Source organism: Paenibacillus sp. NMA1017, from assembly GCF_058895805.1.
The window spans coordinates 119,331-141,877 of the sequence record NZ_JBZXYR010000003.1 but is presented as its reverse complement, the minus strand read 5'-3'; the positions used below and the strand labels follow the sequence as shown (position 1 = coordinate 141,877).

At 44.7% G+C, this 22,547-nt stretch carries 20 protein-coding genes; 11 read left to right on the top strand and 9 right to left on the bottom strand.

Annotated features, from left to right (window positions below; genetic code table 11):
* Positions 1-23: 23 nt before the first annotated feature.
* Entirely contained in the window at positions 24-1,076 is a 1,053-nt protein-coding gene (locus AC5ELV_RS09370) for an LLM class flavin-dependent oxidoreductase (protein WP_493429966.1), read from the bottom strand.
* A gap of 250 nt (positions 1,077-1,326) precedes the next feature.
* Between AC5ELV_RS09370 and AC5ELV_RS09365 the strand changes: the two genes are divergently transcribed.
* On the top strand, positions 1,327-2,082 hold the full coding sequence (locus tag AC5ELV_RS09365) for an AIM24 family protein (protein WP_493429965.1): 756 nt from the start codon (positions 1,327-1,329) through the stop codon (positions 2,080-2,082).
* Positions 2,083-2,124: 42 nt separating this feature from the next.
* Here the strand turns inward: AC5ELV_RS09365 and AC5ELV_RS09360 are convergent, their stop codons facing one another.
* Together AC5ELV_RS09360 and AC5ELV_RS09355 are read right to left on the bottom strand one after the other, a co-directional pair.
* A complete protein-coding gene (locus AC5ELV_RS09360) occupies positions 2,125-2,466 on the bottom strand; it encodes a zinc ribbon domain-containing protein YjdM (protein ID WP_493429964.1) in 342 nt (113 codons plus the stop codon).
* Positions 2,467-2,758: 292 nt separating this feature from the next.
* Complete coding sequence (locus AC5ELV_RS09355; RefSeq protein WP_493429963.1) at positions 2,759-3,625, bottom strand: SDR family oxidoreductase; 867 nt, start codon at positions 3,623-3,625, stop codon at positions 2,759-2,761.
* 138 nt (positions 3,626-3,763) lie between these two features.
* Here AC5ELV_RS09355 and AC5ELV_RS09350 point away from each other — a divergent pair, with 138 nt between their 5' ends.
* Positions 3,764-4,654, top strand: coding sequence for a diacylglycerol/lipid kinase family protein (locus AC5ELV_RS09350; protein ID WP_493429962.1), 891 nt, complete (start codon positions 3,764-3,766; stop codon positions 4,652-4,654).
* A gap of 18 nt (positions 4,655-4,672) precedes the next feature.
* On the opposite strand, the gene AC5ELV_RS09345 is transcribed toward AC5ELV_RS09350, so the two are convergent.
* Positions 4,673-5,215, bottom strand: coding sequence for a hypothetical protein (locus AC5ELV_RS09345; protein ID WP_493429961.1), 543 nt, complete (start codon positions 5,213-5,215; stop codon positions 4,673-4,675).
* Between the two features lie 95 nt (positions 5,216-5,310).
* Between AC5ELV_RS09345 and AC5ELV_RS09340 the strand changes: the two genes are divergently transcribed.
* The gene (locus AC5ELV_RS09340; RefSeq protein ID WP_493429960.1) at positions 5,311-6,225 is read left to right on the top strand and encodes a phosphatidate cytidylyltransferase; all 915 of its coding nucleotides are present in this window, start codon (positions 5,311-5,313) and stop codon (positions 6,223-6,225) included.
* Positions 6,226-6,293: 68 nt separating this feature from the next.
* Here the strand turns inward: AC5ELV_RS09340 and AC5ELV_RS09335 are convergent, their stop codons facing one another.
* Together AC5ELV_RS09335 and AC5ELV_RS09330 are read right to left on the bottom strand one after the other, a co-directional pair.
* Positions 6,294-8,300 (bottom strand): fructose-specific PTS transporter subunit EIIC, encoded by a 2,007-nt coding sequence (locus tag AC5ELV_RS09335; protein WP_493429959.1) that lies wholly within the window; start codon positions 8,298-8,300, stop codon positions 6,294-6,296.
* Positions 8,301-8,469: 169 nt separating this feature from the next.
* Positions 8,470-10,422, bottom strand: coding sequence for a BglG family transcription antiterminator (locus AC5ELV_RS09330; protein WP_493429958.1), 1,953 nt, complete (start codon positions 10,420-10,422; stop codon positions 8,470-8,472).
* 150 nt (positions 10,423-10,572) lie between these two features.
* Between AC5ELV_RS09330 and AC5ELV_RS09325 the strand changes: the two genes are divergently transcribed.
* From AC5ELV_RS09325 to AC5ELV_RS09315, 3 genes are all read left to right on the top strand, one after another.
* On the top strand, positions 10,573-11,301 hold the full coding sequence (locus tag AC5ELV_RS09325) for an SDR family oxidoreductase (protein ID WP_493429957.1): 729 nt from the start codon (positions 10,573-10,575) through the stop codon (positions 11,299-11,301).
* Positions 11,295-11,765, top strand: a complete 471-nt coding sequence (locus tag AC5ELV_RS09320) for a MerR family transcriptional regulator (protein ID WP_493429956.1) — start codon at positions 11,295-11,297, stop codon at positions 11,763-11,765. Before AC5ELV_RS09325 ends, AC5ELV_RS09320 begins: the two co-directional genes overlap by 7 nt.
* A gap of 89 nt (positions 11,766-11,854) precedes the next feature.
* Entirely contained in the window at positions 11,855-12,727 is an 873-nt protein-coding gene (locus AC5ELV_RS09315; RefSeq protein WP_493429955.1) for a GNAT family N-acetyltransferase, read from the top strand.
* A 48-nt stretch (positions 12,728-12,775) separates the two neighbouring features.
* Here the strand turns inward: AC5ELV_RS09315 and AC5ELV_RS09310 are convergent, their stop codons facing one another.
* Complete coding sequence (locus tag AC5ELV_RS09310) at positions 12,776-13,333, bottom strand: GNAT family N-acetyltransferase (protein WP_493430401.1); 558 nt, start codon at positions 13,331-13,333, stop codon at positions 12,776-12,778.
* Between the two features lie 313 nt (positions 13,334-13,646).
* Between AC5ELV_RS09310 and AC5ELV_RS09305 the strand changes: the two genes are divergently transcribed.
* Positions 13,647-14,675 (top strand): RDD family protein, encoded by a 1,029-nt coding sequence (locus AC5ELV_RS09305; protein ID WP_493430400.1) that lies wholly within the window; start codon positions 13,647-13,649, stop codon positions 14,673-14,675.
* A 298-nt stretch (positions 14,676-14,973) separates the two neighbouring features.
* Positions 14,974-16,014: a CdaR family transcriptional regulator gene (locus AC5ELV_RS09300; protein WP_493429954.1), complete on the top strand. Its 1,041-nt coding sequence runs from the start codon at positions 14,974-14,976 to the stop codon at positions 16,012-16,014.
* Positions 16,015-16,185: 171 nt separating this feature from the next.
* Here the strand turns inward: AC5ELV_RS09300 and AC5ELV_RS09295 are convergent, their stop codons facing one another.
* Together AC5ELV_RS09295 and AC5ELV_RS09290 are read right to left on the bottom strand one after the other, a co-directional pair.
* Positions 16,186-17,331, bottom strand: coding sequence for a glycerate kinase family protein (locus AC5ELV_RS09295; protein WP_493429953.1), 1,146 nt, complete (start codon positions 17,329-17,331; stop codon positions 16,186-16,188).
* Positions 17,332-17,352: 21 nt separating this feature from the next.
* The gene (locus AC5ELV_RS09290; RefSeq protein ID WP_023991056.1) at positions 17,353-18,648 is read right to left on the bottom strand and encodes a GntP family permease; all 1,296 of its coding nucleotides are present in this window, start codon (positions 18,646-18,648) and stop codon (positions 17,353-17,355) included.
* A gap of 239 nt (positions 18,649-18,887) precedes the next feature.
* Between AC5ELV_RS09290 and AC5ELV_RS09285 the strand changes: the two genes are divergently transcribed.
* Genes AC5ELV_RS09285 through AC5ELV_RS09275 form a run of 3 tightly spaced genes read left to right on the top strand, consistent with a single transcriptional unit; the run spans position 18,888 to position 22,524 of the window.
* Complete coding sequence (locus tag AC5ELV_RS09285) at positions 18,888-19,619, top strand: GntR family transcriptional regulator (protein ID WP_250241068.1); 732 nt, start codon at positions 18,888-18,890, stop codon at positions 19,617-19,619.
* A complete protein-coding gene (gntK, locus tag AC5ELV_RS09280) occupies positions 19,612-21,150 on the top strand; it encodes a gluconokinase (protein ID WP_493429952.1) in 1,539 nt (512 codons plus the stop codon). The genes AC5ELV_RS09285 and gntK overlap by 8 nt, the downstream gene beginning before the upstream one ends.
* 27 nt (positions 21,151-21,177) lie before the next feature.
* Positions 21,178-22,524 carry a GntP family permease gene (locus tag AC5ELV_RS09275; RefSeq protein ID WP_493429951.1) on the top strand — a complete coding sequence of 449 codons (1,347 nt, stop codon included), beginning with the start codon at positions 21,178-21,180 and terminating at the stop codon, positions 22,522-22,524.
* Positions 22,525-22,547: the final 23 nt, after the last annotated feature.

The window sequence follows — 22,547 nt, the reverse complement described above, 5'->3', positions numbered from 1 at the left end:
TTTGTCTATTGAGATCAATCCACTTATTTACTCTCGGATTCCCACTTGGATATCTCTTCACGAACCCGTGGTGCTACTTCTGTTCCCAATAGCTCAATAGCTCTCATGACATCGTCATGCGGCATCGTACCGACGGGCACGTGTAACAGAAAACGTGTAATGCCTACCTGTTTACGGAGATGAATGATTTTCTTGGCAACTGTGTCGGAATCACCTACATACAACGCTCCTTCAAAGCTGCGTGCAGCATCGAAGCTGGAGCGAGTGTAAGGGCCCCAACCGCGTTCACGCCCAAGCACATTCATGCTCTGCTGAGTGGAAGGGAAGAACTTATCCGCTGCCAGCTCAGTCGTCTCTGCGATAAAACCATGTGAGTGTGATGCAACCGGAAGCAGCGATGCGTCATGCCCTGCATGCTTAGCCGCTTTTTTATACAACTCCACCAATGGGGCAAACTGTACGGGGCTGCCTCCAATAATCGCCAGAACCAACGGTAATCCCAGCAAGCCCGCACGAACTACAGATTCTTGATTGCCCCCACTCCCAATCCATACGGGCAACGGATTTTGAACTGGACGCGGATACACGCCCAAATTGTGAATCGCGGGCCGATGTCCGCCCTTCCAGGTGACCTTCTCGGATTCTCTGATTTTCAATAACAACTCCAACTTTTCATCGAATAACTCATCGTAGTTATCCAAATCATACCCAAATAACGGGAACGATTCGATAAAAGAACCCCGGCCTGCCATAATCTCAGCTCGTCCATTCGAAATGCCGTCCAGTGTAGCAAAATCCTGAAACACACGTACGGGATCATCCGATGAAAGTACCGTAACTGCACTGGTTAACCGAATTCGTTGGGTCTGTGCTGCTGCTGCAGCAAGGATAACAGCAGGTGCAGATGCCGCATAATCTTTACGATGATGCTCCCCGACGCCGTACACATCCAGCCCTACCTGATCTGCAAGCACAATCTCCTCGACAACTTCACGTATTCGTTGTGCGTGACTGATAACCTCACCCGTTTGGGGATCCGGCGTTGTTTCTACAAACGTGCTTATACCTATCTCCACTTGTTCTACCCCCTATTTTCATGCCTCGTTCTCATACGACTACTTTCGAAGCAATCATTTTAAAAACCGATATCTTTATATTGAACCTTTTTCGCATCTTTTTCAAGCTCTCCTTTTCGGAATCTGAAAACCAGCTAAGGGAAGTGTCAAGATTCGCCGCAGGAAAAGAAGTCTCTTTGTCGAATATTTTATGGAATAAGGAAGATTCCCATCCCCACAACATGAATACAACAAGGAGGCACATACGTTTATGGCTTTTGTCATTAATAATTTAAAGGATAACAGCAATGTTGCCATCACTGACCAATTAGGTGGATTTACAGTACTAGAATACATAACAGATTTGAGTTGCACCTCGGTTGCGGCTGCGCAAGACAATTACTATATGAGTAAAAGTAACATGCGCCGCAAGCAGCTCATGATCGAAATCAACAATAGCGAAATTATGATGAAGGCGGGAGCCATGCAATATACTGTGGGTAGCATGGAAATGACTACCGGTGTAAAAGGCGTTGGTGGCTTAATGCGAAACTTTGTGTCCGGTGCTGTGACAGGGACAGGTGCCATTAAACCGCACTATAAAGGCACGGGTACCATTATGCTGGAGCCTACCTACCAATATATTTGGCTTATTGATGTCGACAATGATGATATTGCTATCGAAGATGGCTTGTTTTTGGCTTGTGACACGACGCTAGACATATCCGTCGTTGCACGTAGTAATCTCTCCTCTGCCGCACTGGGTGGAGAAGGGTTATTTAATTTAAGCGCGCGCGGAAAAGGAGTTCTGGCACTTCAAGCGCCAATCCCTTCCGAGGAAGCGGTCGTTATAGAATTGCAAAACGATGTGCTGAAGGTGGATGGTAACTTTGCCCTCATGTGGTCCAATACCTTACAGTTCACCGTCGAAAAATCCGGGAAAACCAAGATGGGCTCAGCTGCTTCCGGCGAAGGGCTGGTAAATGTGTACAGGGGAACAGGAACCGTATGGTTAGCACCATTATAAACATAAAAAAGGAGAAGCCCTCGGCTTCTCCTTTCTTACATTTTAATTCTTTTTTACAAACTCCGATTTTAGCTTCATTGCTCCAAAACCATCAATTTTGCAGTCAATATCGTGATCGCCATCCACCAGACGGATGTTTTTTACTTTGGTGCCGATTTTTAAGACGGATGAGCTTCCCTTCACTTTAAGGTCTTTAATGACAGTTACAGAGTCACCATCCTGCAGGATGTTACCATTCGCATCTTTGACGATCTTTACGTCTTCACTACTTACCACTTCTGACTCGGTAGACCACTCATGAGCGCATTCCGGGCAAATGAAAAGACTGCGATCCTCATAAGTGTACTCTGAATTACATTCAGGACAATTTGGCAAATTAGACATGGTATTATGTACTCCATTCATTTTCAAATTCTACTGCTATGCTAAGCTTCCTTGATAGACCAAACCTGCTCCAAGTCTCCTTTGGAGTTCTCTACAAGTATATTGGATAAACAGTCACGATTCCACTCATGGATGAAATTAATCTCAGTATTGTACTGATACGTAAGCGCCCTGCCTCTGAAAATGCCCGGAGGTGAACATGTAACTAAAACGGATGCTGACCTCTCTAGGCAGCATCCGTTTTAGTCATAAGCAGCAGCATATGTTGAAATTGTACTCTACGGTACGTTTATTATGCTTGGGTTTGCTTGATCAGTTCACTAATTCCTTGGCTAAGCGGCGTAAGGGGGCGTTTCAACAGCTTCTCAAAATCGTTGCTTACGACATCCAAGGCTCCTTCACGAATCGCTTGTTGAATACCGACCACAATAGGGATTGCACCTTCCGGGACTCCCGCTCCGAGCATAACCTCTGCATACGTAGCATCATCCACCTGCTGTACAGGAACATCTTTGCCCAGAACCTCAGCCAGTATCGCAGCAAACTCCTCTTGGGTAATCGGTTTACCCGAGAGCTCGTATGTTGTATTCTCATGCCCTTCACCAGACAAAACAGCTGCAGCCGCTTGCGCATAATCTGCACGGGTAGCCCAACCTACTTTACCGGACCCTGCCGAGGTTAGCCAAGGAGCCCCCGCGAGTACGGATTGGATCGTGCCTGCCTCATTCTCCAAATACCAATTATTACGCAAGAAGGAGTAAGGAATACCTGACTCGCGAATGAACTCCTCCGTGATGCGATGTACGGGCGCAAGGAATAGAGTGCTGTCAGCGGCATTGGCAGCGCTAGTATAAGCGATGAAGCCTACCCCAGCACGCACAGCAGCATCAACTGCCGCTTTATGCTGACGGATTCTAGTATCATTATCCCCGTCTGCGGATATAATCAGTAGTCGATCTACTCCAGCAAACGCTTGATCCAGCGTTTCCGGTTTATCAAAATCACCATGACGAACGTCAACGCCACGAGACCGTAAGTTCTCTGCTTTTTCTGGATTTCTTACGCTAACAATAAGATCATTTGCGGAGACAGATGTAAGCAACGTATCTACCACGATGGAACCCAGTTGCCCCGTTGCTCCTGTTAATGCGATTTTCATATGAAATCCTCCAATCAGATTTTATTTACTTTTATATAGTAACTAAAAATATAACGCATGTCTAATCTAGAGTCTAAAGGTCTGCTTTGCGGGTAAGAGTTGGTAACCCAAACTTTCTCCAGAGAAAGGAACATATATATGAAGAAAGCTATGATCATTGTAAATCCCTCTTCCGGCAAAGCGGAATCCCTCCAACATGTCAGAAGCGTAGAAGAAATTCTACGTGACCAAGGGTACGTTGTTACGGTTAAAGAGACAGCAAAGAAACTGGACGCCACTCGTTTTTGCGTCAATGCGTGTGAGGAAGCTTGTAACCTAGTCGTTTCCATCGGTGGGGATGGCACACTTCACGAAACAATCAACGGTTTCATGGATCAAGACCACCGTCCAAGACTGGGCGTCATCCCCCTTGGGACAGTCAATGATTTTGCCCGTGCCTTGCAAATTCCGCTAAGTCCCGAGCTGGCGATCCGTACACTGACTTCTGCCCGCGTGAAAAACGTAGATATGGGCCTCTTAAACGGCCGAATGTTTGCCAATGTTGTTGCCACAGGTTCGCTTGCTGAATCGCTATCAGCTGTATCGTCAGACGATAAATCCATGTTTGGCACATTTGCCTACTTCAAAGAAGGCATGAAAGAGCTTATCAGCCATCCAGCCCCCCCACTTATCGTCCGCTATGATGACAAGACCTGGGAAGGAAAGTGCCCACTCTTTTTGGCTACGTTAACCAATTCAGTTGGCGGATTCGAGAAACTGGCACCCGATGCGACTGTTGACGATGGTCTGCTTCACTGCTTTATTTTTAAAAACCTCAATATATTGAACACCGTGACGGCCAGCATATCCTTATTTTTAGGCAATCTGAAGGATCATAGTGATATCGTTTACTTTACTGCAAAGCATGTAAGTGTCAGCTCCGCAGAACCGGTCAGTACGAATGTAGATGGTGAGGAGGGGCCGTCTTTGCCTATCGAGCTTGGTATTTTACCGCGTCATATCGAGGTAATTGTGCCGGAAGAGGTCTAAGTCATGCGGTCCTAGTCCTCAAGCTTGAGGATCATACTCGCTCAATTTCCCCTCGTAGATCAAATGGAACCGATTACTTTGACGAAAATCGTCTGGCGTAACAAGAGCTGGCAGCTTGTTCCATATTTTTATGCCGGATCGCTGTAAAATTTCCGCGACGAATTGCGAACAAAAATAAGAATTGCTGAACTCGACTGGTTCTTTGAGTGCAATACCAATCAAACCCAGTAAGTTATACATATATTTTTGACGACTTCGGATAAATACATGTAAAACTCGCTTCATTTTTTCAACTTCACGGTCGGTTACTTGAAGCTCGTAGATAACACATGTTGTATTCGGAAATCTGCTGTATGTACCTGTCTTAATATCCTCTTTCACGAAACCACCATCCAGAGGGTTATTAGGAGTCTTTCTGCCGAAGCTGTATAACTCTGAAAGTTCCCGGTTGAAGGAAATGGAGGCGTGATTGTATGGCGCTCTCGTATAGCTTTTAATGACTCTCGTAAGAAACGTTCCCGTATTCGTAAGCAAGATAAAGACGGATTGATCTGCTACCATTTACGAAATTTCCCCTTATCAAGTTTGAATTATTCCTTCATAATAACATAGGAACCCTAATGGAACCCTATTTCGCGATAAGTTGGTGAGTGGTAATGGACAGTTCGCTATTAACGTTAATCCTTATTTTTACAGCCCTATTGGTCATCCATCTGATTTACATAGTAGTAGTCAAAACACAGCCAGACAAAGACTATGCAGCTATTGGGCTTCGCATCAAGACATGGTGGGGTATGTTCTTTATCTTTTGCTTGGCAACTCTTTTCAATCCGATCGTTTCACTGCTTTCCCTGATGGCACTCACCTTTTTTGCACTAAAAGAATACTTTTCCATGATTAGATCCAGAAAAGCTGATCGCAGATTGTTTCTATGGGCGTACGTGGCGATTCCCGTACAATTTTATTGGATTTATATCGGGTGGTACGGAATGTTTATTGTCTTTATCCCTATCTATGTATTCTTGCTGCTACCGCTCCCACGATTGATCAACAAAGGAACGGTTGGTTTTCTGCGCAGTGTCAGCTCGACCCAATGGGGACTTATGCTGATGGTTTTCGGGTTGAGTCACCTGGCCTATTTTCAGTTTGCTACGCCGCAATACGGAGCGAAACTTGTGCTTTTTTTAGTAGTACTAACGCAGCTCAATGATGTCGTACACTATCTGGCATCACTCTATTTCGGTAAGCGGAAAATCGTTCCGACATCCAATCCCAATATAACTTGGGAAGGCTTTGCATTCGCTTTTCCCGTAACTATAGCGGCTTCCTATCTCATCTATCCTTACCTGACGCCGTTTGACCTGAAATTTGGAATTATTTTCGGCATGCTGATCAGCTTGAGCGGTTTCTTCGGCAGCTTAACGGTTTCCGTGCTGAAGCGAGATTTATTAATCGGCGATGATGATAAGTTCGATGCTTTGAAAAAAAGCTATTTAAACCGGGTGGATAGCTTGACCTACACTTCGCCCGTATTTTTCCATGTGATTCGTTATTTTTTTGACTTTATGTAGCGACAGAGGCTCCCAGCTGAAACTTCGGGAGCCTCTTTTTTTTGATTTAAGTTCTTATCGGATTTAAATTAATGCACCTGATCCAGCAATTGATATGCTTCTTCCTTCGTAGTAACTGCCAGAAGCGCCTCTCTGAAATGATCGTCCATCAGCTTACGCGATAACATTTGCAGCACTTTTAGATGCGCATTTTCCTTGCTGTTGCGCGGTACGGCAATCATAAAGATCATTTTTGCTTCACTTCCGTCTGCACTATTCCAATCAACACCGCCCTGCTTGATGCCGAAGACCACGCTTGGCTTCAGGACAGCTTCCGATTTGCCATGAGGAATGGCAATATTCATTCCAATGCCTGTGGAGCCTTCTTCCTCCCTGGCTAATATCGCCTGTTTGAAATCACGGGCAGAGCTTACGGCTCCATTTTTCTCAAGTGCTCCGATCATTTCATCAACCACAGCATCTCGTGTCGTTCCTTCCAGATCCAAATTAATCAGATCCATCGTTACAATATCCGTCAGTTTCTCAATGTGAATGGCTTGCGAAGACACGGCTGGCCCGTTATGTGTGACAGTTGTTGAAGCAGATGACTCCGCAGCGGCCGTTGTAGTAATCGCAGATTGTCCAGCTCCTGCGGTAGAATATCCAGGCATCGCTTCCCCAGCAACATCCGAAGTTACAGTTGCTGCAATATCTTTTTTCAGCAAGCTCACCAGGACAACCGATACGGTTACGCCGACAATAACGGCGATGAAGAACATAAGCACATGGTCCACTGCACCAAGTACAGCTACAATCGGTCCACCGTGAGCTACCTTATCACCTACATTTCCCAACATGGCGATGACAGAGCCGACCATGGACCCTACCATGATACTGGGAATAACACGTAGTGGATCTTGCGCCGCGAATGGAATCGCACCTTCGGTAATACCGAACAACCCCATCGTGAATGTTGCCTTCCCAGCCTCGCGTTCTTCGGGTGCAAATTTACGTTTGTTGATCATCGCTGCAAGTCCCATCCCAATTGGCGGGATACAAATCGCAACGGCGATTGGCCCCATAATTTCATAATTCCCTTCGCCGATCATGGCCGAACCGAATAAGAATGCGACTTTGTTCACAGGGCCGCCCATATCAAAAGAGATCATCGCACCTAGAATCAATGCCAGTAGAATTGAACTTGTACCTTGCATACCTGCAAGCCAACCCGTTAAAGCTTCAAACAATTGTGCGACTGGAGCACCAATCACAAAGACAAAGATTAATCCAACAATTAAAGATGCCAATACAGGGATAATAATAATAGGCATGATCGGCTGTAATGCTCGGCCAACTTTAATTTTCCGAACCCCAAGTGCAACATAACCCGCCAGGAAACCAGCGATAATCCCGCCGATAAATCCAGCCCCCGCCTCACTTCCGTAAAAGCTGCCGTTTGCAGCAATGAATCCGCCAATCATACCCGGTGCAAGCCCCGGTCTATCCGCAATACTCATCGCGATAAATCCGGCGAGGATCGGTATCATAAAGGTAAACGAAGCTGAGCCGATATCCTGAACCGTCTTCCAGAATGAACCGTCCGGTATAACCAAACCGCCTGGTGTCTTCTCACCGCCAATCGTCAACGCAATGGCAATAAGCAATCCTCCAATGACGATGAAGGGTACCATATAGGATACACCGTTCATCAAGTGGCGGTAGATGGGATTTTGTTTCGGCTTGTTCTCCTGTGAGCTACTTTCAGCAGAACGCGACTCTGCCTGGTACACAGGCACATTCCCCTTCATCACCCGCTGGATCAATTCTTCCGGACGGCGAATCCCATCCTGTACGCCAACGACCAGCAGTTTTTTGCCGACGAAGCGGTCTTTAACTACCGTTTTATCCGCTGCAATAATAATGCCATCTGCCTCACGGATCTCCTGCTCGGTCAGTTGATTTTCGACTCCAATGGAGCCTTGTGTCTCAACCTTCATCTCAATGCCCAGCTTTGCTGCTGCCTTTTGCAGATTCTCAGCTGCCATATACGTATGTGCAATTCCGTTAGGACATGAGGTAATCGCCAATATCTTCATAGTCATTCCCCTTCTCTCTAGTGTTTCCGCTTACATTAATAGTATAAACGCCTATCTTGCTGTTATCGGACGAACTTTTTACCGGAACTTTCGGAAAAACGGAATTATACCGACAAAAAACAGGACTTATCTATAAGTCCTGCTCCAGAGCACAGCTTTTGATTTTAGTTTATCCCTTCATTCTCCCTAATAATCTCATCGCATCAGTCTCCTTAGATAAGGCATGAACCAAAGCAGGCTGTTCACTGATCAGGGACAATTCCTTGAATAACTGGCGCATCTCTTCCCGCCCATCCTGTCTAACCGCAAGCAAGAACACAAGCTCTACTTTCTCGGTCCCCCAGGTAAGCGGCTGCTTCAAGGTAGCGATTACAATAGAGGACTGCCTTATCCATTCAGAACCGCCATGCGGGATGGCTATGCCTCCCCCAATCGTCGTAGCCGACATTTTTTCTCGCGCCAGTACGCTGTCCACATAACCAGGCTCCACATATCCTTTGTCCTCCAGTATTTGCGCCAGCTTGGAGATCAGTTGTTCAGGATGCTGCACTTCCTGCTGGGGAAAGACCAAAAAAGGTGTTGTATATTTAAAAAATACCGATTCTTCTGCTGCCCTATGTTCCGGCTCATCCAGTCGTCGGATCACTTGCTCCAGTCGACGTTCGTCCTTGGCATCCAGCAAGGGAGAGACGAGAATGTGCGGAATGTTCATCTCTGGTAGATCTACAGTGGTAATGACGAGATCCACCTCCTGGGCTGCCAGATAGTCCTGGACTTCTGCTTTGGAAAGGGTTGTCTCCACATGTACAGCCGGAAATTTACGTTCCACCTTGGTGCGCAGTAGTTGGGACATACCAATGCCCATGTGACACACGATGATGGCTCTCTGGGGATGACTCTCTTTCTGGTGCAATCGCTCCACAGAAGCCTGAAAATGCAGCGTTAAATACGCCGCTTCCTCCTCGGGGAAAGATAGCCGGATCCATTTCCCCACCTCTTCCAGTGTAATAATAACCCGGTCGAACATGTAGGGGTACATCTTCTTGATCTCGGCCAGCATAGGATTGGACACGGTCAACCCATATTGAAGACGGTTCAGGGTCGTATATAAATGGACATTCAACCCTTTCAGCAACATCTTGTCCTTGGAAAAGGCAATCATATTCAGCTCGGACATCCGCCGGACTAACTGCTCAATCAACTCAGGCAAAAGCGGGTGGCTATCTGCCAGCTCACCTTGTTTTCCTGTTCTTCCCTCCTGCTGGAAACGGAACTTCCCGCTAAGCAGGTGCAGAGTTAAATACGCCGTCTCTTCCTTGGAAAAAGGCACAGCAAACAACTTTTGCAACTGCTGCAAAAAAGACGTAGCCCATGTAAATTCGCGTCTCTCCTGCAAAAAGGCAATGTCCTGCTTGGAGAGCGAAATGGGTTGTCCCATCTTGGTTCGTTTGACCATTAAGAGGATATGCAGCATTAGAGCTTCGAAAGCCTCGTCAGTAAAGCTGAGCTCATGGCGTTTTTGAAATGCTTTTAATTCATGATTTATGGTTGTAATCTCGTGCGATTCAAACTGTTTGCGCATCATCTGTCCTGTTAACTCAGGACTGTCAATCAGCTGGTTCATCCGCGCCAAAGCGATTCGCTTATTTTTCTCAGAGCCTTGAATAGTCAAGCCTACGCGCTGCTTGGTAATCAAGGCTAGATCAAAGCTGTGCAGCCAGCCATCGATCTTCTCCATATCTCTACGGATCACTGTCTTGTTCACATAATACTGTGAAGCTAGATCCTGGATGGTCACAGGCTTGGCATTCATCAAGAGCCGATAGGCGAGATGCAGCACCCTTTCCTCATCCGACTCATGTTGGGCTGTACTCTCGTCCGCATACAGTCGATGGAACAATTCATTCTGATCCGCTTTACCCATCTCCAGATAAATGCCGCGTCCCGGCCTTCTCACCAGATTGGCATCAGAATGATTGACGATATAATCTTCAATTACTTTCAGATCGTTGCGGATCGTCTTTTCAGAGCAGTCGGTCAGATCCGCCAGATCCTGCGCTAACCACAACCGGTCCGGTTCAGTTAATAACATGCGTAAAATTTCCATTTGCCTTTTATTCATTCCATTCTCCCATCTTCCAAAATAAAGAATGTTCAGGGCATTTCGAGCTATATTTTTGCTGGTTTTGTGTTGACTTTAAGTATACTCCAAGTAGTACATTTAAAGCATGGTGGCCGCCAAATTCAAGAATAATGAAAAGAGGAATCGCTCATGACCATTGGGAAAACAGTTCTTGTTACTGGGGCCAACAAAGGCATCGGGTATGAAACAGCCAGACAATTGGGGGGTATGGGTCTTACAATCCTGATTGGCTCACGGAATGAGCAGAGCGGCCGGGAAGCGGTGGCTAAGTTGGCTAATGAGGGAGTAGAAGCCCGATTGATTTTGTTAGACGTGACGAATCAAAGTACGATTGATTCCGCCGTCCAACAGATCAAACAAGAATTCGGTTCCCTTGATGTACTCATCAACAATGCCGGTATATCTTTGGGAGGAGCCACTCCTCCCAGTCAGTTCTCTTTAGACGATTTAAGAGAAACGTATGAAACAAACTTTTTCGGTTTGGTCGCGATAACGCAAGCCATGCTGCCTTTATTGCAAGAATCTCCATGCGGTAGAATCGTTAACTTGTCGAGTGGCCTTGGTTCGTTAACCTATAATAGCGATCCTGAGCACGAGCATGCCCAATTTAATTTGCTTGCCTACAATAGCAGCAAAGCAGCGGTTAATATGTTCACCGTCACCCTTGCCAAGGAACTTAAAGACTCACCTCTCAAAGTTAATTCGGCTGATCCTGGCTTTACCGCCACTGACTTAAATGGCTTTACAGGACCGGGTTCGGTACAACAAGCTGCTGCTGTCGTTGTTCGTTTAGCCACTTTAAATAATGACGGGCCGTCAGGAGGGTTTTTCGACTCGAATGGAGAAGTTCCTTGGTAATCGTTACAATTAAGGAGTGGGATACTTTGCAGGAAATTCCGGAGACCATAACCTCTATTAGTCAAGCTGCAGAGCTAACAGGTTTAACAGAGGATACCATACGCTATTATGAGCGAATTGGCTTGCTGCCTTATGCAGAACGAAAGGCTAACGGACACAGGTTCTACAGTAGAGATCAGATTCTGGGGATTATCTTTTTAACCCGATTAAAAGCCACTGGAATGACTATAGAGGAAATGAAGCATTATCGAGGACTTTCGATGCAAGGCAACAGCACCATTCCGATCAGACACTCCTTACTTGAAAAACATAATCAGAAGATTCAACAAGAAATTTCCAAACTTATAGAAACTCAAAAAATTATTGAATATAAGCTCAATCATTATCGTGACCTCTCTACCAATCCTGATCTTAGCGACACGAATTGCAACCCTACAACACCCAGCACCAATCCCCTTTTTTAAGGGGTTTTTTTATTTTCAGCGGGAGATTGATGGAGCTCCCTTAATTCCCTATAATCCAAATATAGTATGAATTTCTAGGGGGAATAACGGTGATCACCTATGTGAGATGCAATGACGTCAGCATGGAGCACATTTTTCAAGCGTTTTCGCTCGGGTTCTCAGACTATTCCATTCGCTTGACCATGGAACAGGGCGATTTTGCAGCACGTTTTTTCGGTCCAGAGGGTAATTCACGAAACCACTCTTTCCTTGCCATGGATGAAGATCAGCCAATCGGCTTAATTCTCGGCGGTATTCGGCAGTTTGACGGGTACAAGACCATGCGTTGCGGCACGCTATGCATCGCTCCGGCTTACCGCGGTCAGGGGATTAGCAACAAGTTGCTGGAATTACATAAACAAACAGCCATCTCCGCGGGTTGCCAGCAGCTATGGCTCGAAGTCATTACGGATAATCATCGGGCTGTCCAGTTCTATAAAAATCACGGCTATGAGGTACGCTATACGCTAAAATACTACAACGGTACTGTCCCATCGGTCTCTCCCGCTCCCTCATCATCGTACATAGTTAAAGAGCTTATGTTTGACGATGTCGCAGATTTTCGTAAAACCCTCACCGACTGTCACATCCATTGGCAAAGTGACACACCTTATTACGCTAACAGCACACAGGAAGTCTTTCTCGGCATCTACGCAGTGAACCAAACCAGACTTGGCATGATTGCTATGAGTGCTCAAGGTAAAATCGGCTTTCTTTGGATCGATCCTAAGCATCGCAACCAAGGCCTAGGACGCGCCCTCCTTCATAGAGCAGCAGAGATCCAAAAGATTGAGAAGGTCTACATCTGTCTGTCCGACAATGACTCTCTTGAAGGCTTTATCCAAAAAATAGGTCTCTCGAAAGACCCTATTGAGCAATATGAAATGTGTCTGCCGCTGAAGGTCGATCATGTTGTACAATGATCAACCTTCTCCCTATCCATGCTCCCCCGCTTGATTCACCTACATCTATCATTTCTGAGAACGATTGATATACTCTGATTTGACCAATGCGCACATATAAAGATCATCATATTTCCCTAACGTAAATTCATATTGGGAGAGGAGCCCTTCTTGCCGAAAGCCTGCTTTTTCAAGCAACCGCAAGGATTGTGCATTCTCTGGCTCTACAAGCGCCTGAATGCGATTCAATGAGAGGGTATTAAACCCATAGTCGATTACAGCTGCAAGTGCCTCCGACATTAACCCTTGGCCCCAATAGGCTCTGGACAATTCATAGCCCATTTCTGCCCGATGATGACGTTGGTCCCAGTTATGAAATCCGCAAGAACCGATGATTTTACCTCCATTCGTTTGAAGAGCCCAGCGAATTCCCTGATCTGTCTCAAAAATCTGATCATACCAACTGATCTCATCCAGTGCCTCCTGTTCAGACTCAAACGGGCTCAGTCCATAAAACTTCATAACCTGCTCATCTGAAAAGTATTCCAACATGTCCTTGCTGTCCGTTGCTACCATTTTTCGTAATACAAGACGTTCGGTCGTTATAACCGGAAACTCACCTTTCACATTCTTATCTCTTGCCGCCTTGTTCACTTTTGCCAGCTTTTCTTGCATACCTATGCCTCCTGAATCTATCATTACTTTCTTCTTCCAATTATAGAGTAAATGAGAGGAAGGGATATTTATAATAATTTCTTTGTTTATAGAATGTTTTCCTAAACATGGATTATAAAATGACCGTTAATATAAGGAGTGTGTTTTTAATTATTAAGAAGAGGTGTATTTTTTGGACGAACAGCATGTATCACACAATCCGCAGGAAACTTCAAGACAGATGTACATTCGGCATGGTCAAAATTATGGGGTAGATCCAAACAGGATGGCGGCGTTATCAAAAACATACGGGATTTCTACTCTGTTTAGACGGTGGGGAGCAACGGTTTTTGATTGCATATTTTTTTTAATCGGGTATATTTGTTTTTTTATTTCTGTCATTCAAATAACGGACAGATGGTTTTTACCTTTAGCAATTGCATCCCGTTGTATTCTGCTTATTGCTTTCTTCAGCTATTATTTGCTTTTGGAAGGTTACACAGGCTATACGCTGGGTAAGTTCGTTTTTCGTATTAAGGTAGTTAACGGGGAAGGAAAGCCTCCTGGTTTTCTTAAATCACTCATTCGTACGCTGCTCAGGCTAATCGACACCAATCCATTGCTAATGGGTGGGATACCTGCTGGTATCAGCGTGTTAGTAACTGCATCAAGACAACGAATTGGTGACTTAGCCGCAGGTACATATGTTGTAAAGGTTCGGGATTTAGAGCCAATTAGCAAAAAGACAATGAAACGTTCGCTCTTTATATTTTTTACCGCCATGGTGATCTTGGGAGCCTCGTTTGTAAATGCTATTTTTATACTGGCAAACAGTTATGTGCCTCCTGAAGCTCCAGTGAGCAAGAAAGAGCAGAGCTATGTAAGTAGAGATGGACGTTTTCAGATCTCAGCCCCGCTAGACTGGTCAACAGACCCGGACCATGAAAAAATAACTGATATTGCGATATTCAATCCGTACATTCAAAAGTCCGTTGCGGTAGTATCCAATTCGAAAAAGGAATTGGGCAATGTAACTCTCCAGCACTACACAAAGAAAATTCAATACAACATGACCAAAGAGTTTAATCTCTCTACTGTAGGACCTTCATCTAACACAACGATTCATGGATACCCTGCCATTGAGTTTACGATTAAAGGACAAAAAGATATGAACCATTATGTCACCCATGTGGCGATTATTGAGACCGAAAATGATTATTATCAGGTGCTCGGATATACGCCCGCATCTAAATATAGTCGATTTAAGAAAGAGCTACATGATATTATCTACAGCTTCCGCGAGGTTCGCCATTAGATGGATTTAATTACAATAAAAAGGTATTAAGTACAAAAGGCAGGTGCTCCTTAGGGCCCTGTTTTTTTGCGTACAACTATACTCTCCTTCCGTAGATTACAACTCAATACTAAAATATATAACATCGTCTAATGGATTATCATAATACGCTGCAATTCACATCTATGATAAAATTGACTGACATGCTCGGCGACCTGCCTTATCATATTGTTCAGATGCACAATAAATTGGAAGCCCTTTCATAAAGGTAGTACATTAAAGTACACTATATCACGATAGATAAAGGAGGAATCCGGATTTGTTTCAGCTCTCCGAAAAACAAGCCCAAGACATCGTAGACAAAATGATGAAGGATATTCCATACAATATCAATATTATGAATGAACGAGGCATCATCATTGGCAGCGGCGAGAGTGAACGAATCGGAACCATTCACCAAGGAGCTGTTCAGGCGCTCGAAACCGGGAAAATGATTGAAGTGTGGCAGGACGGCCACTATGAGAAAAAGGGAACCAATGAGCCGATTGTCATTCATCATGAGTTAGTTGGTGTCATTGGTATTTCAGGCAATCCCGATGAAGTGCGTCCTTTTTGCAATATTGTTAAAACTACGGTGTCTCTCCTGATTGAACAGCGAATCTCATTGGAGCATCTGGCCCATGAAGCCAATCGCAAAAAATCTGTGCTGGAAATGTTATTGAATCATCAAGGAGCCTACACGCAAAAAATAAAAAAAGAAGCAGCTCAATATCACATTGATTTGCTTCTAAAAACTTCGGCTGTATATGTAAAGTATCTGCCTACTGATCCAGATCATTTAGCCGAGTTGTCCAATATATTCATGCAGCATCCGTCCTTTCGTATGGAGGAAGACTGCTATCTCATTCTGATACAAAATCAGGAGCCGACAGACAAACTGCTAGAGCCACTTGTGCGCAGCCATCCCAATGTGCTGATTACGGTCAGCAGACAAGAGCACAACATTGCGGATGTTTATATGCAAGCCAAGTCAGCTATGAATGTTTTACTGGCTTTGCGCCCGCCTGTGCAAAAAATTTCTTTTGCAGAAGTCGAATTTCTGGTCAAACTAAGCCAAACCAACCTGACCAATACGATCCATCTGGTTAGTAAGCTGGAAGATACCGTGGATTTGCTGGATACGCTGCGAAGCTTTATTAACCATAACGGCAGTGTCTCCTTTACCGCAGATGAATTAAATATTCACCGAAATACGCTGCAATACCGCCTGAAGCGCATCCATACCTTAACCGGTAAAGATCCCCGGAATCTCCTTCAGCTTTTTGAGCTTACGCACGGCTTATTGGCACTGTATCAATGAACGGCTGTTTCACGCCAGATCATACGCCAGTAATATCATGTATCCGCTCGCCGTCACTCCCAAATTCCTCAGTCAATCCGGCTTTAGCTAAGCGCGGGATTACAGGCGAGCGCTCGTATTATACGGTATTTGTATTATGCCGTTTTGTGTTTATAATCGCTTCTCAACTGTTCATTCCTCGCTGAATTGAAGTACTCTTGCGATATTCTCGCACGTACGCTCTACGTTTTGCGGCCCTTCGGCCAGCAGCTTACCGAGCTCCGAGGCTCCCGGTACGATGCCGAACACCGCATCTATTCCTTCCTTATACAACGTGTCGATCCCTTCCCCAATATAACCTGCGACCGCAATAACCTTTTTACCAGACTGTTTGGCCGCCTGAGCTACTCCATACGGAGTTTTACCGAATTTGGTCTGAAAATCAATACCGCCTTCTCCCGTCAAAACGATATCGGCATTGGCGAGCTTTTGTTTTAAACCGGTGTATTCAATCACAATTTCAATCCCTTTTTGCAGCGCCGCCTGAGTGAAAATCAATAAACCCGCACCCAATCCACCTGCTGCACCCGCGCCTGGAAGATCGCGCACATCCTTGCCCAGCTGCTGCTTCACCACATCGGCGTAATGAGCAAGATTGGCATCCAATTGCTGTACCATCTCTGGGGTTGCCCCTTTTTGTGGCCCGAATACTTGAGAGGCCCCATGCTCTCCGCACAGCGGATTTGTCACATCACAGGCTACAATCAGTTGTACCTGCTGCAAGCGGTCATCCAGTGATGAAATATCAACACTGGCCAGCTCGCCCAGACTACCGCCGCCACGCGGAAGAGTATTGCCCGTTGCATCCAGAAATCTGGCGCCTAGTGCTTCCGCCATTCCTGTACCGCCATCATTCGTCGCGCTTCCACCAATGCCGATGATAACTTTCCGAATTCCCTGGTTCAGACATTCACGGATTAACTCCCCTGTGCCGTAGGTTGTTGTCTTTAACGGGTTTTTGTTATCCTTGTTAACCAGATGGATTCCACTGGCGGATGCCATCTCGATTGCCGCCGTGGTTCCGTCTCCCAGCAGGCCGTATGCAGCAGTTACAGGTTCTCCAAGTGGTCCTGTCACCTCGATATAACGAACCTGTCCACCTGTCGCATCCACCAGTGACTGCACCGTTCCTTCACCGCCGTCCGCCATCGGTACATGCACGTAATTCGCTGCTGGATAGACCTTGCGCAGTCCTTTCTCCATCGCGATACACACTTCTTTAGCCGTCATGCTTTCTTTAAAAGAATCTGGTGCCAGCACAAATGTTTTCTCTCTCATCTTCTCACCCCATCGTGAATATTAAAGTAAAAATCCATACATGATTGTCGCTACAATTGCCATCGTCCCACCCACAATAGCTTCGTAAGGAATCAATCCCATCCGTTGTTTAATGCTCATTTTCATGCTGTCTGCCGTGACGTGAAAATAGTTGCCCTGTGGCAAGGAATCAATGACTGTAGCTCCTGTGTGCACCATCACAGCTGCTGCGAGCGGGGCCGTTCCCATGTTCAGAATGGCTTCGCCAAACGAGCCTGTCGCCAAAATAACACCCGTCGAGGTTGACGCCGTGGCAGCTGCCATCAGAATACCTGCGAGCGGTGCCAAAAATGTACCAGAAACTCCCGAAGCTTCAATCAAGCCAACCACTTGAGCAGACAAATTGGAGGCAGAGATCAGACCCGCAATCCCGCCCGCACCGATCAAAATCAGCACAGTCGCCGTCATTTTATTTAAACCGGAGGCCGAATACTTCAGAATATTACGCCCTTGTCCCATGGCCAGCATACCCACAATCCCGGCGATCGGCAAAATGTACATCGCATCCACCTTGAAACTCGAAAGTGCTTCAATACCAGAGATGGAACCAATCGGGTTAATCATCAGCAAAATAACAGCTACCAGCGGGGCTACAATCGCCCGCCCCAATGCCGGGTATTTCGATGTATCGACATCACTGTCCATGATATCCTGATCAGACACCTTCACACCTTTGGTTTTCAACATAGATGCCACCAAAACAGTCATGATTAAACCGCATATCGCAGGAACCACACCTGCCAACATAACATGGCTTAAATCCAGATTAAATCCGCGCGCCGCTGCAATCGTATTAGGATTTGGAGAGATGATGTTCCCCGCTTTTCCGCCTCCAGACAACGCCAACAGGAGTGCCAGCTTGGAAATCCCCATTTTGTTACCGACCGACAATGCAATAGGTGCCACAATCAGCACGGCAACGGGAATAAATACACCTACCGCCGTAATAATCATCGTCGCCAAGGCTAATGCGAGTATCGCTTTACTGCCGCCAAATTTCTTTACAATAGCCTGCGCAATCGTCTCCGCCGCCCCGGATTCCATCATTACGCCTGCCAATACACCTGCGGCGAGTACACGAATGACCGTCCCCATCACACTTTGCGTGCCGCTTATTAACACGCTGATCGTCTGCTCCAGATTGGCTCCGCCCAATAAAGCGCCTACAATAGCTCCCAAAAATAAAGCGTAAACCGGATTCAGCTTTCTTAATATCAGAATAATTGCAATAGCCAGCCCTGCCAGAGCTCCTATCCAACTGATCGTTAATCCTTCCATCTGTCTAACCCCCCGGGCAATTTTTGATTACGCTTTCATTATATCGATTGCCGCACGTTAAAAATATTGAAGAACAGACGAAATTGATTGTGCATTTGCACAAAAAAGTCCTAACTTCAATTGGAACCTATGGATGAAATCAGTAGTTACAAAACAAATTTAATGAATACGCTTGCAAATTTAAAATTTCAGATTATAATACCTGTATACAAGTATACTTGATTAATTGAGAAGGTGAAATGATGGTCGAATCAGAATTCCTATATCCCTCCAAATGGCTTTTAAAAGCCTCAGCTGGTGATCGCGTAACATCCGAGCTTAGAATGCGCATTATTTCTGGCGGGATTGAAAGCGGTACCATATTATCTGAAAATAAACTAGCTGCTGATTTCACTGTAAGTCGCTCACCCATTCGTGAAGCGTTAAAAATACTGGCATCCGAAAATATCATTCGATTAGAAAGAATGGGAGCCGTTGTTATTGGCCTATCAGAAAAAGAAATAGAAGAAATTTATGATGTCCGTCTGCTCATAGAATCCTTCGTATTTGAACGTCTTGTAAAGATGGACACTAATGATTTGGCGAAGGAACTTAGTAAAATACTTGAAATGATGAAAGTCGCCATCAAATATGGTGATGCTGATGAGTTTTCATATCAAGATGTTTTATTCCATGAAACGATTATTCGTGCAGTCAATCATTCTCAAATTCTGATGATTTGGAATAATTTGAAGCCTGTTATGGAAAGTCTCATTCTTTTGTCGATGCGTATGCGTTTCAAAGAAAAGTATGAAGATTTTACACGCATTATAAACAATCACGAACTTTATATTGAAGCAATCAAAGCAAAAGATAGAGACCTCATGATCAAGTCTTTACATGAAAACTTTGATGATGTTCAAGGTAAAGTAGAAGACCTATGGATGTCGCAACAAATGCTATCTAAAGGAGTCGTGCAACAAAATGACTAACTATATGTTGGGCGTAGATATCGGGACCACAAGTACGAAAGCCGTTCTATTTAGCGAAAAAGGCGAAGTCATCCAACAAGAGAATATTGGATACCCGCTTTATACACCGGACATAGCGACAGCTGAACAAAACCCAGAAGAGATTTTTCAGGCTGTCCTACAGGCCATTTCGAATATCATGAAACATCACTCACAAAAAAAGCTATCGTTTGTTTCATTTAGCAGTGCCATGCATAGTGTTATTGCGATGGATGAAAATGACCTCCCACTTACGTCTTGTATCACTTGGGCAGATAATCGAAGTGAAGCATGGGCACATAAAATAAAAGATCAGTTAAATGGCCATGAAGTCTATAAACGAACAGGAACACCCATTCACCCCATGTCACCCTTAACAAAAATAGCTTGGATTGTGAATGACCTTTCTGAAACCGCTGTCAAGGTTAAAAAGTATATCGGAATTAAAGAATATATTTTCAAAAAGTTCTTTGATCAATATGTAGTGGATTATTCCCTAGCTTCTGCCATGGGCATGATGAATCTAGAAAAATTAGATTGGGATGAAGAAGCATTAAAAATTGCGGGTATAACACCTTCTCAATTATCTGAGCTCGTGCCAACAACCCAGATATTTACCAACTGTGATTCAGATTTAGCAAAAAAGATGGGGATCGATCCACAAACATTGTTTGTCATTGGAGCTAGCGATGGAGTCCTTTCTAATCTAGGTGTAAATGCGATACGAAAAGGCGAGGTTGCCGTCACAATCGGGACAAGCGGTGCCATTCGAACCATTATAGACAAGCCTCAAACAGACGAAAAGGGAAGAATATTTTGTTATGCCTTAACGGAAAAACACTGGGTCATTGGCGGGCCGGTAAACAATGGTGGGATGGTTCTTCGCTGGATCCGTGACGAACTTGCCTCATCAGAAGTAGAAACAGCGAAAAGACTAGGAATTGATCCATATGATGTACTAACCAAGATTGCTGAACGTGTAAGACCAGGATCTGACGGATTGTTATTCCATCCATACCTCGCTGGTGAACGTGCGCCATTATGGAATCCAGACGTACGTGGCTCATTCTTCGGTTTAACGATGTCACATAAGAAAGAACATATGATTCGCGCAGCCCTAGAAGGAGTCATTTACAATTTGTACACCGTATTTTTAGCATTAACCGAATGTATGGACGGTCCTGTGACCCGAATTCAAGCTACTGGAGGCTTCGCAAGGTCAGATGTTTGGAGGCAAATGATGTCTGATATATTCGCATCTGAAGTCGTCGTTCCAGAAAGCTACGAAAGTTCTTGTCTAGGAGCTTGTATTCTAGGCTTGTATGCCACTGGAAAAATTCAATCCTTTGAAGTCGTTTCTGAAATGGTTGGCAGTACCAACAAACATACACCCAAAGAAGAAGCAACCAAGGAATACAGAAAATTGCTGCCGATTTTCATTAACCTATCCAGAGTATTAGAAGACGATTATACACGGATTTCCAATTATCAAAGAAGCCTAATTAAACACTAAAAAGATAAGAAGCAGGGGGTAATTACAATGCCATTAGTTATCGTAGCGATTGGAATTTTAGCATTATTAGTTTTAATCATGGGCTTCAAATTGAACACCTTTATTTCATTAATCATTGTGTCGTTCGGCGTCGCTTTAGCACTTGGAATGCCTTTAGAAGAAATTGTTAAAACCATCGAGACCGGATTAGGCGGAACCCTTGGTCACTTAGCGTTAATCTTTGGACTTGGAGCGATGTTAGGGAAGTTGATCGCTGATTCTGGTGGTGCTCAACGAATTGCCATGACCCTCGTAGACAAATTTGGTGAAAAAAATATTCAATGGGCGGTCGTAGCTGCTTCATTCATTATCGGTGTGGCGCTATTTTTTGAAGTAGGATTAGTATTGTTAATTCCAATCGTATTTGCCATTTCAAAAGAACTAAAGGTTTCTATCTTACATCTCGGTATTCCGATGATTGCAGCTTTATCCGTAACACATGGTTTCTTGCCTCCACACCCAGGACCGACAGTTATTGCTCGTGAATATGGCGCGAACCTTGGTGAGGTTTTACTTTACGGGTTCATTATTGCCATTCCAACCGTTATTTTAGCTGGGCCTGTATTTACGAAGCTTGCCAAAAAACTCGTACCTGCGTCATTTACGAAAACCGGTAATATTGCCTCATTAGGTGAACAAAAAGTATTTAAGTCCGAGGAAACCCCTGGATTTGGAATCAGTGTATTTACTGCAATGCTTCCTGTCATTTTAATGTCTATTGCTACGATTATTACTTTGCTTCAAAAAACAATGGGATTTGAAGATAATAGTTTACTAGCAGCGATTCGTTTCATTGGTGATGCATCAACTTCCATGTTAATTTCCTTACTGGTAGCTGTCTATACCATGGGAATAGCAAGAAAAATTCCAATCAAAAATGTAATGGCATCTTGTACAACGGCTATTACTCATATTGGGATGATGCTCTTAATCATTGGGGGCGGCGGAGCCTTCAAACAAGTACTCATTAATGGCGGCGTAGGCGACTATGTAGCTGAATTATTCAATGGAACTACATTATCACCCATTTTACTTGCCTGGATCATCGCTGCAATCTTACGTATTTCCTTAGGTTCTGCAACTGTTGCAGCTTTAACAACCGCTGGTTTAGTTATACCGATGTTAGGACAATCCGACGTTAATCTTGCTTTAGTTGTACTTGCCACGGGAGCGGGTAGTTTAATAGCTTCACATGTTAACGATGCTGGTTTCTGGATGTTTAAAGAGTATTTTGGTTTAAGTATGAAAGAAACATTTGCAACATGGACATTGCTTGAGACCATCATTTCGGTAGCCGGATTAGGATTTATTTTAGTACTAAGTTTATTCGTATAAACCATGATTTCCGGGCGGTGGAT